This is a genomic window from Peribacillus sp. SRI_006 (genome assembly GCF_057586375.1).
This window is the reverse complement of sequence record NZ_JBYCZT010000015.1, coordinates 56,684-70,402: the sequence shown is the minus strand read 5'-3', so window position 1 is coordinate 70,402 and position 13,719 is coordinate 56,684. Positions and strand designations below refer to the sequence as shown.

Genomic DNA, 13,719 nt, shown 5'->3' with positions numbered 1-13,719 from the left:
GATTGGACGTTGTCAGGCAAGGATATTCTACTATTGCTGTACTGATTCTTAAAATGTTTTCTATATTTTTAGCTGTACTTCATAGTTAAAAATGGATAATTTTAAAAAACAGAAAACCTTCTTATAAGTACAATCGTCTATTACTAGGGAAGGAAGTGTGAACTGTTTTGGAGGAGTTTGTGTTGAAATGGTCTCAAATGAAAGATGACAAATCCTTACTTGATGAAATCATGTCCCTTTATGGCCAGGATATTCTACAATTGGTCTATTCCTATGTAAAAGATGCGGTTGTGGCAGAGGACCTGACACAGGAGATTTTCATCAAATGCTATAAGGCGCTACCCACGTATAACCAACAATCAAATATAAGGACGTGGCTTTGGAGAATTGCTATTAACCATTGTAAGGATTATAGGAAAAGCTGGTACTTCCGAAATGTTTCGACTGCGGAAGAGGACCAGGAATGGACTTCTACCGATAATGTGGAAGAAGAGGTCATTCAGCAGGATGAAGACATGCAACTTGCTTGTGCAGTCATGGAGCTGCCAATCCAGTATCGCGAGCTCATTTATCTCCATTATTTTCAGGAAATGAAGCTCAAGGAGATTTCTGAAATTACCGGGGTCAAACTTGGAACGGTGAAGACCCGGATGCGCCAGGCGAAAAGAAGGTTAAAAACCTATTGGGAGGAATCCACCGATGGAAGATAAATTAACACGCTTGAAATCGGCAATGAAAAAGCATACATTTCTTGATTTGAAATTCACAGAAAACCATAGAAACTCCATCCATACTGCCATCGAAAAGCAGGATGTAAGTAAGGAAGACATCTTGATTGGTATTTTCAGATCTTTGGATAAGGAAAAAAATGGTTATCAAATTAATGAATCTCTTTACCAGAAAGGCATCCGGAAATTTGAAAATAACGAAGGCTCCTTGTATGCTACGTTGCATGAGCTTGAGAAGGAAGGCTGGCTCCAGTCTTCTTGGGAAACGGAAGAAAGGAAGCTCTATTCCTTGGATGAACGTGCGAAAAAGTGGCTAAAGAAAACGGAATCTAAAAGTGGTTCCGCCTCTGCTAGTTGGCGGACAGCATTTGAAGGAGGAAGAACCGATTGAGAAGCAATCATTTTTTAGAAGAGGTTTCGTCGTATATCCGATCAAAAGAAGCAAAAAAATATATAGAAGCTGAATTAAAAGCCCATCTGCATCAAGCTAAAACTGAACTGATCAAAAAAGGATATAAAGAGGATGAAGCAGAGGAACTGGCTGTCCGGAATATGGGAAGCCCCTCTGACATTGGGCAGAAGATGGACAAGCTGCACAGGCCGAAGATTGATTGGAAGCTGATGAGCATGTTTCTGTTCATGTCAGCTACGGGCCTGTTTTTGTTTTGGCTCTTATTTAAGGATGGTAATTCATTATCAGTACTGAAGCAGGTATATTCTGTCACAGAAAGTGTAATTTTGGCCTGTGTCCTTCTTTTTTTCGATTATCGGAAATTGCAGAGATGGGGCTGGGTTTTCTTTACGATGGGATGTCTGATTCTTTATCAGTTCCAATTTTCCAATGTATTAGTGAACGGCAATCCTCGAATTAATATTGTGGGTTTATTGTCGGTCGATTCGATTGTGGTTCTGCCAATTTTTCTGCTTGCCTGGGCCGGGATGCTGCAATCAAAAAAGATGAATGTTTATTTGGCTGCCATTTTATACGTTTGTTCTGCCTTTTTGTTTATGTTTACAGCCAACGAGCAGGCGGTAGCGATTTATTCATTGATGGTTGCTGTAATGGTCTGGAGGAGCAGCCTAAATAAAAGGAAAATCCTTATCACTGCAGCAGTCCTGCTTACTACATGTGTTTCACTTCTGCTTATATCCTTGAAGGATATAAAGGCCTATCAATTAGAAAGACTTTATTCGTTTGTTACGCCTGAAAAATTCAGTGAGACCTCGGGGTATATGCCTTTAAAACTAGAAAAGCTAATTGAGGATGCCGGATGGATTGGCCATTTTGGTTCCCTCGGAGCGATTGATTTTTCTAATGAAATGATGACGGATTTTATCTTTGTCACAATTACCTATACGCTTGGCTGGGCCGGGGCCTTACTCATGGGTCTGCTGTTTTTATGGATGATCTGGCGAATTTCCCGTATATTCCAAACTGTGAAAGACCCATTTGGGAAAATGCTTGTTTCCGGCAGTTTTGCCATATTCACTGCACAGGTAACTGTCAGCATCGGAATGTCTCTCGGCTTATTACCACTAATAAGCCTATCCCTGCCATTTATGAGTTATGGTGCTTTATCAGCGATGATTAACGCCTTCTTGTTTGGTCTGGTTTTAAGTGTGTATCACAAAAAAGATATTATACTGATGAAGAAAATATGAGAGTATGGTATTGTAGCTCATACTCTCTTTTCTGAAGAAACTAGGAATGGGTAAAGGCCAAGCTTTGAAAGATGCAATGAATCATGAGGATATTTATCAGGTGGAAAATTCCCTAAAAGTTTAATATATAGGAACTGATAAATGATCAGTAAGTCGATTTATCAAAATATAGAATTAATTAAGATCTATGTGTAGTTTTGGAATCAAGATTGATCAAAATTCCCTCCTGAACCCCCATATTAGCGTAAATAAAAAGAATCCATTTTGAAAAGATTGATCGAAATGGATTCTTTTATTGTGATTCAGTATACAGTTATATAAAATAGTTTGATTATTTTTAGTAATCCTTAATGAACTAACGCACCCGTTAGTTTAAGTACAATACTTCACAAACTAACTTTGAAATAAGAAAAAGGTTTCCTTACATAGTACAAAGAAATATTTTGATTGCTTATTATTTATAAACTTTCAGTAAACGTTTACTATGAATAGTAATAAATACAGTCGCTATTTTTAGCATCACCCTATAAATATCCCAAGATTATAGACTTAAAATCTCGTTTTTTAATTCAATTTATCAGAAAATAATAAAAATATTGACAATTAAACGCTTACATTATAATATAAGTTACGTAAACGTTTACTATAAAATTCAGCAATTAACCGAGGAGGAAATTGGGTATGAAAAACAAATTGAAGTGGAGCGGTGTGTTTCCAGCAGTTCTTATCCCTTTTAAAGATGACTATTCTATCGATGAAGAAGGATTTCGTGCTTTAATCCGATGGGTAGCAAGCCATGAAGGAGTCAATGGTATAGTAGTAAACGGACATACAGGAGAAATTATGACTCTACTACCAGAAGAACGTGCAGAAGCTGTACGAATTGCTGCTGATGAATTAAAAGGTCGTATTCCTGTCATTTCCGGAGTATCTGCAGAAGGAACAATTGAGGCCATTCAACATGCTCAAGCTGTTGAAAAGGCAGGAGGTAGTGGAATCCTTCTTATGCCTCCACATTCCTGGTTACGATTTGGTATGCAAGAAGAATCATCTGTTCAATTTTTTAAAGACGTTGCAGAAGCCATTAACATTTCTATTGTTGTTCACCAATATCCGACTTGGACTAAAACTTCTTACACAACTAACCAATTGCTAGAAATGGCTGCAATCCCAAACGTTGTTTCAATTAAAGTCGGTCAAAGAGATATGGCACAGTATGAAGTAGATGTTAGAGCATTGAAAAAGAATGCCCCAGATGTTTCACTTTTAACTTGTCATGACGAGTATCTTTTACCCACTTTAATTCAAGGTATTGACGGTGCACTTGTTGGTTTTGGTTGTTTTGTACCTGATTTAATTGCTGAGTTAGTGAAATGCGTTAATGATCAGGATTTAGTTGCTGCTAATGCTGTCTATGATCGCATCTTTGAATTAAAGCATGCTGTATATAAAATGGATGAGCCTTCCTCTACTTCTCATTTACGTATGAAAGAAGCTATGTATCAACGTGGATTAATTAGTAGCTCCCTAGCTAGACGTCCGGTTTTACCTTTAACAGAAAAAGAAAAAGAGGAAATTCGCCAAGGCTTACTAAATGTAGGATTATTGAAGGATGGAGTTAAATCATAATAGACTTTATATGTAGTGGTTGCAGTCTTGCAACCACTACTCTTTAGCATTTAGGTGGGTCTAGTTTATAATGATGTATATCTATAAACGTGAACCACGGAGGTATGTAATATGAATGTAAGTATAAAAGATGTGGCACTTAAGGCTGGTGTTTCAATAGCTTCTGTATCACGAGTATTAAGTAGCAAGCCTGGTGTTGGTGCTGAAACAGCAGAACGAATTCGTAAAGCGATTGAGGAATTAGATTATCGTCCCAATTTAGGAGCTAGAGGGCTAGCTAAACGAAATACAGGGAATATTGCAGTTGTGGTTCCAAGGGGTTCATTTATACTTAATAACCCATTTTTCTCAACCGTTTTAGAAGGCATAGCAAAAGGTATTGATCAAACGGACTATAACATGTTGATGTCGTTTACCTCTTCTCAGCAAAAACGACTGCTAGAAACTCAATCCGTAGATGGTGTTATTCTTTTCTCGCCTAGAAATGAGGAACTGAGCTTAGAATGGCTAAAAAGTATTGGGTTACCTATGGTTGTAGTGGGAAGTTATTTAGAAGATTCTCCATTTCCTTGTGTCCGCCCCGACGATGAAGATGGAATAAGACAAGCAGTGGTAGCTCTTCATCAACTAGGACATCGCAACATCGGGATCGTTAATGGACCAATGAGTTCTATGCATAGTGTAAGGTGTCTAAACGGATATAAAAGCACGCTGCTAGAACTTGGATTAGATTATTCTTCTGAAAATGTTTTTGAAATTGAGGAGTTCGATGCATTTAAGGCAACAAAAGAAGTGGCTGAATTTTTAAAAGACCACAGAAAAATTACTGGCGTTGTCTGTTCATCAGATTATTTGGCAATAGGTGTGATTAAAGCAGCTTCTATGATTGGGTTATCAGTGCCTGAAGATTTATCTGTCGTTGGTGCTGATGATGTTCCTCTTTCCAACTTTATCACACCATCTTTATCGTCTGTTCATGTTGATTTAGTTGGTATTGGAAAAAGATCCACTTCCATACTGATGGATATGATTCAAGGAAAACATATCAGAAAAAAAGAGGTCGTTTTTAACATGGAATATATTAATCGTGCAACAACTGACGTTCCGAAGATTAAATAAATTTCACATTCAGACTCTAGAAAGATCACTTTTAAGAAATAATCTTGGAGTCTGATTTGTATTACACCTAAATGGAAGCACTTTCATACAAAACATTTAAAAATAACTTTTAAAAAGATTGGAACATTCATTTTTATTAGTAGGACCCCCTTACAAGGAGGATGTTAGTATGGAGATACAGTTGAACCCAATTGAAGGAAATAGGAAATCAGATCGCGCCTCGGAACTACTTACACGCATGGAAAGCGTTCCTTTTTCGCGCTGGCACATCAAACCCCGTATTATCATGGGATCCGCAACATTTTTCGATGCTTTTGATGCCTTATCCCTCGCCTTCGTTTTGCCAGTATTGATTGGTCTATGGAGTTTGACTCCCGGTGAAATTGGTATCCTCATTGGTTCTGGATATCTTGGACAAGCTGTGGGCGCAATATTTTTCGGTTGGCTAGCAGAACGATATGGGCGTGTTTATAGTGCAAAATGGACGGTTTTTTTAATGTCTGTGATGGGTATCGCCTGTGCGTTTGCGGGCAATTTCGAAATGCTGTTGATACTTCGTTTCATACAGGGCATTGGAGTAGGCGGTGAAGTTCCTGTTGCAGCTACTTATATTAATGAGCTCTCACGCGCCCATGGACGCGGACGTTTTTTTATGCTATATGAAATGATCTTCCCTCTTGGATTAATGTTGTCCGCGCAGCTTGGAGCCTTAATCGTACCTAGCTTGGGATGGAAGTGGATGTTCCTGGTCGGTGGTATAGGGGGATTAATTGTTTTCTTATTTTTCTTCAAGCTGCGTGAATCACCTCGCTGGTTAATTTCTAAAGGTAGGTTTGATGAAGCCGAGGGTGTCATCAAAGAGCTCGAAGCAAGTACCGACGAACGCATGCCTGTGACAATGGGTGCGCATGCAGCCACTCAAGCAGTTGCGAAAGGAAGTTGGAAAGAGTTGTTCTCGCCTGTTTACCGCAGTAGAACATTAATTGTCTGGACATTATGGTTTACAGCTTATTTTGTCGCTAACGGACTTAATAACTGGCTACCTAGTCTGTACACAACTGTTTACAATCTTCCTTTAGAAGAGTCTTTGCGGGCAGCATCTGTCACGAATATCGTACAGTTAGTTGCCGTATTCGCTTGTGCTATGCTGATTGACAGGATTGGCCGTAAGAGATGGGCAACCATTGCGTTCCTGGTGGCTGGAACTCTTCTGGTGACACTTTGGGTTAACGGTGCTGAGTCAGCACAGAGCGTAATGTATTTAGGGTCAGCGGCTTATGGCGTCATGGGTACAATCACTGTTCTACTTTACCTGTATACACCAGAAATTTATCCAACGCGGGTAAGGGTCCTTGGTACTGCATTTGCTACAGCCTGGTTGCGTCTCGCTTCTGCTATAGCCCCTACGATACTTGGTTTTATTTTAGGTGCCAGAGGTATATCGACTGTCTTTATGCTTTTTGCTTGTGTTACTGTCGTTGGTGCGTTTATGGCCTTTCGAATGATTGAAACAAGTGAAAAGGTTCTAGAAGATATTGCACCATAGGTAACAATCTCTAAGGGGTAAGGTTGAAAAAACCTTACCTTTAATTTTTTTACTAACGGGCCTTAAGTTCCATAATCTCCTTCTCTATCAATTCGTTTTTATCCTTTTACAGGTGAAAGATAGATAAATAAAAAATGAGTAATCGCATTGTTTCTTTGATAAACCAAAATATATGTTTACTAAGTTGGTATTTTTTTAAAAAAATTTATTATTTACGTTGAAAGGCAGAATACAAATGTTTATAAAATTGGAACATATAGCCATTATTGTTACTAATGTGGATCTTTCTATTCAATACTACTCAGATATGTTTGGATTCAAAGTTCGCCTTCGAGGATCTTCTAAAACAAGAGAGATGGCATTTTTGTACTTGGAAGAACAGCCCAGTATGGAAATTGAACTAATCCAAGACATTGAACCCATTGGTAAGTATAACAAAAGTGGAATTGTTAACCACCTTGCTTTTACAGTAGAAGATATTAATATAGCAATTAACCATTACCAGAAAAAAGGAGTTAAATTTTCATCCCCTCAACCACAACCAACACTAGAAGGTGGACGTATGATTTTATTCTATGGACCTAATGGTGAATTGCTACAATTGGTAGAACGAGCAAAAGATTAAAGATACTTAATTTAAGATGAGTTGTGGTTTATGTGTATTAATAGAAACTATATGTGGAGTTAAAATAAATCCTCGATCGCAGAATATTCACACCCTCGTTAGAAGAAATGAAAAAGCCCCGAATTAAATAAATTCAGGGCTTTTTCATTTCTTCTAATTAGTATTATGCAAACTTATCACCTGTCTTTACCCTAATTTGAAAGTACTATTTACTTCGGCCACCCCATTTTTAGAGATAGGCAACATTTATTTCCTTGTGTTCAAACCTTTATTGGTTTTCTTGAACTAACCTGCCCCGATAGTTCCATAAGAAAAAGCTGCCTTAAAGACAGCTCCGATTTTCAGCTAACGCACCCATTTCTTAAGAAGAATTGCTTATGTGTTATTGTAAAGCATGTCCTTCCAAGACTTACTTACCAAGTTCCATCTCTTTTTTCAACCGGTCCACAAAATGATCATTAATATAATTCCGAATAAACTGATCCTTTTTCTCCAAATCAACGTCTTTTCTAAAAAAGCCCACCCTCTTAAGACGTTGATCCTCCGGCAAGTTGGACCATGCCTGGTTCGCTTCCTCTTCTAGTGAACTTTCAATCTTTCTCTGGATCACCATCGCTTGAAAGCTTTGGTTCTTTCTTTCTTCTATAGATGGTGGTTTGGGCAAGCCGTTTAGTAACTGTTCATATTGGCTTTTCAACTCTTCGACCTTTGCGGTAGCCATTTCTTCAAAAGTTTTCTTTACTTCATCTGTTATCTGTTTTTTCAAAGTCTCCATATTGTCTACATATGGAGCAGGTTTCTCTTTTTTTACAGGGAATGGTCTTAACTCAAAAAAGTTTGAAAGATCATTTGAAATCGCTGATAAGGCCCACTTCTCTTCCCTTCTCTTCTTTATAAACATTGCAATTTTTAAATCTAATTCATCGTACACCTTTTCATTGGTTTCTAGAGTACGATTTATATAATGGAGGCGTTCTTTCTCTAACCGTTTAAACCAACCGTCCACTGTATTAATATGTATATTTTGATTGTTCAGATGAGTTTTTAACGTTTCTACAAAATCGCTAATTTTCCAAAAGGTTTCTTCTGACATTTTTGAACCTCCTAAATTTTTTTGTCTTATTTATTAAAAGTCTCTAAATAATGAACTATATGTAGAACACAAAGCACAAATGGTCTACATATATAACGGTTTTACTGGTAGTAAGAATAATAAGATGCTCTGTTTATGTAGACTATTTATAGATTATAGAGTATATGTGCTCTATATCCTTTTTCTAATTAAGTAAGAAAATGACCGTTGATCGTAGACTCGGAAATTCTCGCCTGGAAATTGGTTTTTAGTATTGAAATGTAGCCTCTTGATTATAGTCTATATGTAGTATACAAAACACAAATGGTCTACATTAGTAACTGTTACAATTAAAGTAGCAGTTAAGTAATGGAATGGAAAAGGGTAATATAATTATCTAGCTGTAGTTCCAGATTCATGTAGGCTATATATGGTAATGCTTTATAGACCATTTATGGATTATAGAGTATATGGGCCCTCTAAGTTTCTTTTCTTAAGTTAGCAACAAGAAATATATGGTGTAGATATTGCCTCTATATTATGGTCTATATGTTGAATACAAAACATAAATGGTCTACATCAGTAATTGTTATATCTGCAGTAACAGTTAAATGGTGAAAAGAATATGATTAAAACAACAGTCTAGTTATGGATATGGATCCGGGTTTATGGTATATAAAGTAATAATTTATAGACCATTTATAGATTATAGAGTATATGTGCTCTATAATTTCCTTTTCTTAAGTAAGATAAGATCATTATTTTGAAACTTGAAAACTACCTATCTAGATTTAGTGAATATATGGAGTAGATGTAGCCTCTAAATTATAGCCTATATGTAGAATATAAAATACAAATGGTCCACATGATTAATAATATTATACAAGACTAGTAACGAATAACAAAATAAAAAAGAATTATAAGATGGCCAACTTTGATTTATTATTTTTTATTTGATCTTATTAAGGAGAAAGTTATAGCCAGTTATGGAGCAGGGGTAGATTGTTCCTTTAAATCACCATCTGTAGCTTAAATCCTTTAAAATTTATAGACTATATATAGCTTACAGAACACAAATGGTCTATATAAAGAGATTCGTTTGGTACAATTTGAGGGGAGGGGTAACATTCTAAGCGATTGAGTAACCAAATAAATGTAGAATACAGGTTTTTTGTGCTCTATATAGCGTTATATATGTATTTGACTTTCTATAAGCAATGTCCTTTCTCTGATTTTGACTGATTTTGTCTATAACAGGAAAAACCCCATCAAAGGATAGGGTTAGTCGTCGTCGTCGTCAAAATCTAAGAATGTTTTTTGTGCAAATCTTTGAATGGCTGCATTTGCTTTAAATGCGGTTTTTTCTTCTTGCTTATTTTCTAGAGGCTGATTAAATTCAAAGGCTTTAGTAGGCTTAGTCACTACCTGATAAAGAAGTTGACCAATCAATGCTTTTGTATTAGGGTGGTTCATCCATTCCTTTTGTTCAGCTGTCAAACCTTCGGGCAAGCTAATGGTGATTTGATCGCTATCTGTATTCCCCAAGGCTTTTTGCGAAACAGCCTTAACAAAGATCGGAGCTATTTCACTACTGAATTTCCTGCCTAATTCCTTTTTCCTGCTTATTAAATACTCACTGACATGTAAAGGGGTATCAGAGGGTAAGCGAAAAGAGATGGTTTTTCCAGGTTCAAATTGTTCCATGGATTTATATCACTCTTTTGTAGCTGCCACGTTTTGTGTAGATATCCCTTTACTTTGTAAATACATAAGCAAAATTTTAAAATAGGCTCGTGTAATCATCCATACGCTGTCATCTTCCGAAACGAAACGGAGAGGGTAGTTTTTGTCGGCTTGATTCAGAGCATTCAAGTAAGGTTTTAACACCAAGGATCCGCCCCCAATTTGATAGGCCAGTCTTATGTCCGGAACATTCCGCCACATATCTTTAATTAATTTATATTCTTCTTTTGCCAAAACGGAGAGTTCTTCATCTATGATATCCTTGATGGAGACCCTATTCCCATTAACCCAGATATGATATTGTTCATCAGGCTGTTCATTTGTGATGATTTCTACGAGCGTGCGTCTACTTTTAATGGTGTATTTGTATTTGGAATAGACTTTCTTGATAATGTTATCCAAATAGGTGGATACACCTCTTTTTATTCCATTGCTGTATTCATTATCCACTTCAGCTTCATCGGTGATGATGGCCGAATCCGTTGATAAGCCCCCAATATCGTTTATGAGTATTGTTTTTCCGATGAGTTCCTCGTTTTTGGTAGAACCGTCATCATTTGTAGTTAAATCCACAAACGCTGCGAATCCTTCCGTATTCACAAGGATTTGTTCGAATTTAATCCGAACAATTTTACCTTCTAGGGAAGGGGTTTTCAAGAATTTTACTTCATGTTGGGAGTTTTTCAGCTTTTTTCGGAAGTCTTTGGCTTTTCCTTGTTTAGTTTCATCGAGGGGCAATCCTGTTGATAAATAATAAGTGGCTTCAATTACACCATCTTCTTCAGGGAATTGTTCCACCGCATCATAAGCAAGGGTTGTCAATAGCATAATGACAGGTTGGTCACTCTCGGATTTATCTTGATCTGGCGTTAATTCGTCATTATTTGGATACTTGGATGCTAACTTTCCGACAGCAAAACTTCCGTTTTTATTTTTCAAGGCGGAAGAAGTAATCTCCACATGTAATCCATTCAATATGTTTTTTTCCATCTCCACAATTTCCCGATCTTGCACTTCTGCAATGACGTTCGGTATGTATACTCGATTTTCAATACTTCCCAAGAATCCTTTCACCGCATCATTACCAACATCAACTGATACAAATCTACCCATTTTTAATAGATTCCTCCTCGGTTTCATTTATTTTCATTGAAATCTAATCTCATTGTATGCTTTTTGTATGCAACTGTCAAATTTGAATGCAAAATGTATGCAAGTGAAATTTCCTCGTTCCGATGTAGGAAGAACAAAACGACAAAACTCTAACGTTTAATCAATTAGAGTTTTGTCGTTTGGATTTTTCTTTTATCCAATTGAGCATTTTTTCATCGTTCTTATTGTTTTGACGCTTATTTTCCTTTCTGAGATATCGCGAAAGGGTAGAGTGGGAAATGCCGATTTCCTCTGCTGTCTGTCGGATACTCATATTTTGGGAGTCCATCATATCTCTCATCGTCTCAGGAGAAAGCGCCAATTCCTTTTCTGGTCCAAAATGAAATGCCTGCTGCTCTGTTTTCGGAAGGCTACTGGTGACCACGGAGGTCACTTGAGATGGAACCTCAAAGGAGTCTTCCATTTCAAGTGTTGGAGCCAACTCATCTAGTGAAAAGTCCTGGGAGAAAAAAAGGTCTTCTGAAATCGAATTTTCGTGACTTATCTGATTCATCCGTTCAATAATTTCCTCATTCACCAAGTGGTTTGAACCTATCATCATTTTTTTCTGATTCTCTTTAACGACTATGTCTGTTGGTAGAATAAGCACATTCAACTTGGTCCAATAGCCTTGGAACCATCCTTTTTTCCCAACTTGTTCTTCATCGATTTCCTCGGTGTAGCTCCAGCTACTGATCACGCTGTCCTTTTGCAATTCATCCAAAACATTTTCAAACTTATCCCTTTTTTGCACCCCGTTATATCGACTGGATATGTCCATTGTTTTCAACAGGGTAGAGACCTTAAACGGTTGATGCAAGGACCTTCTAATGGTCCTGATTTTCCACTGCAGATTCAGGTAGCGGGTTAATCGCTTGTGTTCACGCTGTGTGTAGTGGCTATACTGAAACACTTTTAAATCCAACAAACCCAGTGTGCGATTTGGTCCATCTAAGTAAGGGGTAAGAACAGGGGACGGCTTCACCTGTACGGCATAGATCCCTTTCGCTTCACCGGTCTTTTTATCATAAGCAACACGGATTTTTCCGATTTCGAACATTCTCTGGAAGTCCTTGAATTCATAAAGTTCATTGTCCTGGATATCCTGGGTGTTGATCACCTTTACCTGTTGATTGCCCAGAGAGATCCAAATGCTTGATAGAGCAGCAACCCGTTTCATGATATTGAAGCGATCTTCCTCACGAAAGTCCAGTTCCCGTCCTTGTGCAGTCCGTTTCTTCAGGTTCCTAAGCTGTAAGGCATCATTGCTATGAAACTCAATATAACCATCAATGGACTTGGGTGAGACCATCCATAAATATGTAATTAAGTCAAAGAGGTCGGCGGTCATTTCATCCAATGAATTTATAGTGGATTCTATCAATTCAAGCCACATTTCCTGTTGATCGGAGGCTAGTTCCGCTTTCTGTGATTCTGGGGGCCTTATTTCAGCTAATCCTCTAACGTGTCCACGGTTGTCTATAATCTCGGTTGCCAAGAGACCAGCCTCTCCTTTTTTAAAGTCCTTTTTCTTTGTCACGATGTCTCTCATTAAATGATAATCAATATCCATGCTTGAATAGATATAGTGACGGCTCAAGGCCTCACTTATTTTCTCTTCGTTCGCACTGCGTTTTATCTCATCCATCGGGAATTCGTGTATGAAATGGCCGGCCAATATGACCTTGATTGTATCCTGATAGCTGTCCACGGCCTTTTTTATCATTTCTTTTGTTATAAGTTTTTCGAAGTATAACGTTTGTGTGAACAAGGAAAATAAGGCCCTGAAGCTTGGTCCCATGGTAAAGCCCGGAACCTGATTTTTTACCTCTTCCTCTGTCATACGATAGGCTTCCTGTCTCCATTTGTCCAAAATATAAGGACGATCTTCAAATAAAATCTTTGTTTCTTCGAAAATAGAAATTTTCAGAAACTCATAGTTCAAAATCATACGATCATGTATGTCCTGATACCTCAACAACAACCCCATCCTCTCTATTGCAGGGAATCCTTGGGTGGAAAGATTAGAACCTGTTCATCTAAAATGCACCACTTTTTTATCATTATATCAAGAGTGGGCCACATTTCGAAGAGTAAATGCACCATTTACTACACAGGTTTCGAATTAATGGTGCAAATGCACCAGTTCCAGTCTAATTCCTTCCATACCTCCAATAATAAGGAATGCTGCACAGCTAAACTCTTTAAAACAAGGAGGAATGGTCAGTCACTTCACTATTAGCACGATTTCTTTGAAATTGAGCTTTCAAAATGCACCAATCATTCTAGAAGTGAGCGGAACCTGTGTACCATTTCATAGATGAAATGCACCACATATGCCCTATATGTGGCACATTTATTAGTGATCATGAATTCTTAGAAAATGCCACCTTGAAATCTTTTTGGGGCATATTGAGTATAATTTGCACCAATGCAATGAATT

At 37.6% G+C, this 13,719-nt stretch carries 11 protein-coding genes; 7 read left to right on the top strand and 4 right to left on the bottom strand.

The features are described from left to right. The first annotated feature begins 167 nt into the window (after nucleotides 1-167). The 7 genes from AC2YHV_RS21035 (at nucleotide 168) to AC2YHV_RS21005 (ending at nucleotide 7,309) form a co-directional block, all read left to right on the top strand. A complete protein-coding gene (locus AC2YHV_RS21035; protein ID WP_487374031.1) occupies nucleotides 168-710 on the top strand; it encodes a sigma-70 family RNA polymerase sigma factor in 543 nt (180 codons plus the stop codon). Next, complete coding sequence (locus AC2YHV_RS21030) at nucleotides 700-1,119, top strand: PadR family transcriptional regulator (protein WP_487374030.1); 420 nt, start codon at nucleotides 700-702, stop codon at nucleotides 1,117-1,119. The genes AC2YHV_RS21035 and AC2YHV_RS21030 overlap by 11 nt, the downstream gene beginning before the upstream one ends. Then, on the top strand, nucleotides 1,116-2,390 hold the full coding sequence (locus AC2YHV_RS21025) for an FtsW/RodA/SpoVE family cell cycle protein (RefSeq protein WP_487374029.1): 1,275 nt from the start codon (nucleotides 1,116-1,118) through the stop codon (nucleotides 2,388-2,390). Before AC2YHV_RS21030 ends, AC2YHV_RS21025 begins: the two co-directional genes overlap by 4 nt. A 681-nt stretch (nucleotides 2,391-3,071) precedes the next feature. Beyond that, nucleotides 3,072-4,019, top strand: coding sequence for a dihydrodipicolinate synthase family protein (locus AC2YHV_RS21020; RefSeq protein WP_487374028.1), 948 nt, complete (start codon nucleotides 3,072-3,074; stop codon nucleotides 4,017-4,019). 111 nt (nucleotides 4,020-4,130) lie between these two features. After that, nucleotides 4,131-5,138, top strand: coding sequence for a LacI family DNA-binding transcriptional regulator (locus AC2YHV_RS21015; protein WP_487374027.1), 1,008 nt, complete (start codon nucleotides 4,131-4,133; stop codon nucleotides 5,136-5,138). Nucleotides 5,139-5,307: 169 nt separating this feature from the next. Then, nucleotides 5,308-6,684 carry an MFS transporter gene (locus tag AC2YHV_RS21010; RefSeq protein WP_487374026.1) on the top strand — a complete coding sequence of 459 codons (1,377 nt, stop codon included), beginning with the start codon at nucleotides 5,308-5,310 and terminating at the stop codon, nucleotides 6,682-6,684. A 235-nt stretch (nucleotides 6,685-6,919) separates the two neighbouring features. Beyond that, nucleotides 6,920-7,309, top strand: coding sequence for a VOC family protein (locus tag AC2YHV_RS21005; protein ID WP_487374025.1), 390 nt, complete (start codon nucleotides 6,920-6,922; stop codon nucleotides 7,307-7,309). A 409-nt stretch (nucleotides 7,310-7,718) separates the two neighbouring features. Here AC2YHV_RS21005 and AC2YHV_RS21000 read toward each other — a convergent pair whose 3' ends face one another. The 4 genes from AC2YHV_RS21000 to AC2YHV_RS20985 all read right to left on the bottom strand — a co-directional run bounded on the left by AC2YHV_RS21000 (nucleotide 7,719) and on the right by AC2YHV_RS20985 (nucleotide 13,257). Beyond that, entirely contained in the window at nucleotides 7,719-8,402 is a 684-nt protein-coding gene (locus AC2YHV_RS21000; RefSeq protein WP_487374024.1) for a MerR family transcriptional regulator, read from the bottom strand. A gap of 1,260 nt (nucleotides 8,403-9,662) precedes the next feature. Then, the gene (locus AC2YHV_RS20995) at nucleotides 9,663-10,085 is read right to left on the bottom strand and encodes a hypothetical protein (protein WP_487374023.1); all 423 of its coding nucleotides are present in this window, start codon (nucleotides 10,083-10,085) and stop codon (nucleotides 9,663-9,665) included. Nucleotides 10,086-10,094: 9 nt separating this feature from the next. Next, entirely contained in the window at nucleotides 10,095-11,237 is a 1,143-nt protein-coding gene (locus AC2YHV_RS20990) for an Alp7A family actin-like protein (RefSeq protein WP_487374022.1), read from the bottom strand. Nucleotides 11,238-11,397: 160 nt separating this feature from the next. Then, nucleotides 11,398-13,257 carry a helix-turn-helix domain-containing protein gene (locus tag AC2YHV_RS20985; RefSeq protein WP_487374021.1) on the bottom strand — a complete coding sequence of 620 codons (1,860 nt, stop codon included), beginning with the start codon at nucleotides 13,255-13,257 and terminating at the stop codon, nucleotides 11,398-11,400. Nucleotides 13,258-13,719 lie beyond the last annotated feature (462 nt).

Coding starts and splice junctions, on each gene's coding strand:
- AC2YHV_RS21000 (WP_487374024.1), bottom strand. CDS start 8,402: ATGTCAGAAGAAACCTTTTGGAAAATTAGCGATTTTGTAGAAACGTTA.
- AC2YHV_RS21030 (WP_487374030.1), top strand. CDS start 700: ATGGAAGATAAATTAACACGCTTGAAATCGGCAATGAAAAAGCATACA.
- AC2YHV_RS20990 (WP_487374022.1), bottom strand. CDS start 11,237: ATGGGTAGATTTGTATCAGTTGATGTTGGTAATGATGCGGTGAAAGGA.
- AC2YHV_RS21005 (WP_487374025.1), top strand. CDS start 6,920: ATGTTTATAAAATTGGAACATATAGCCATTATTGTTACTAATGTGGAT.
- AC2YHV_RS21015 (WP_487374027.1), top strand. CDS start 4,131: ATGAATGTAAGTATAAAAGATGTGGCACTTAAGGCTGGTGTTTCAATA.
- AC2YHV_RS21010 (WP_487374026.1), top strand. CDS start 5,308: ATGGAGATACAGTTGAACCCAATTGAAGGAAATAGGAAATCAGATCGC.
- AC2YHV_RS20995 (WP_487374023.1), bottom strand. CDS start 10,085: ATGGAACAATTTGAACCTGGAAAAACCATCTCTTTTCGCTTACCCTCT.
- AC2YHV_RS21020 (WP_487374028.1), top strand. CDS start 3,072: ATGAAAAACAAATTGAAGTGGAGCGGTGTGTTTCCAGCAGTTCTTATC.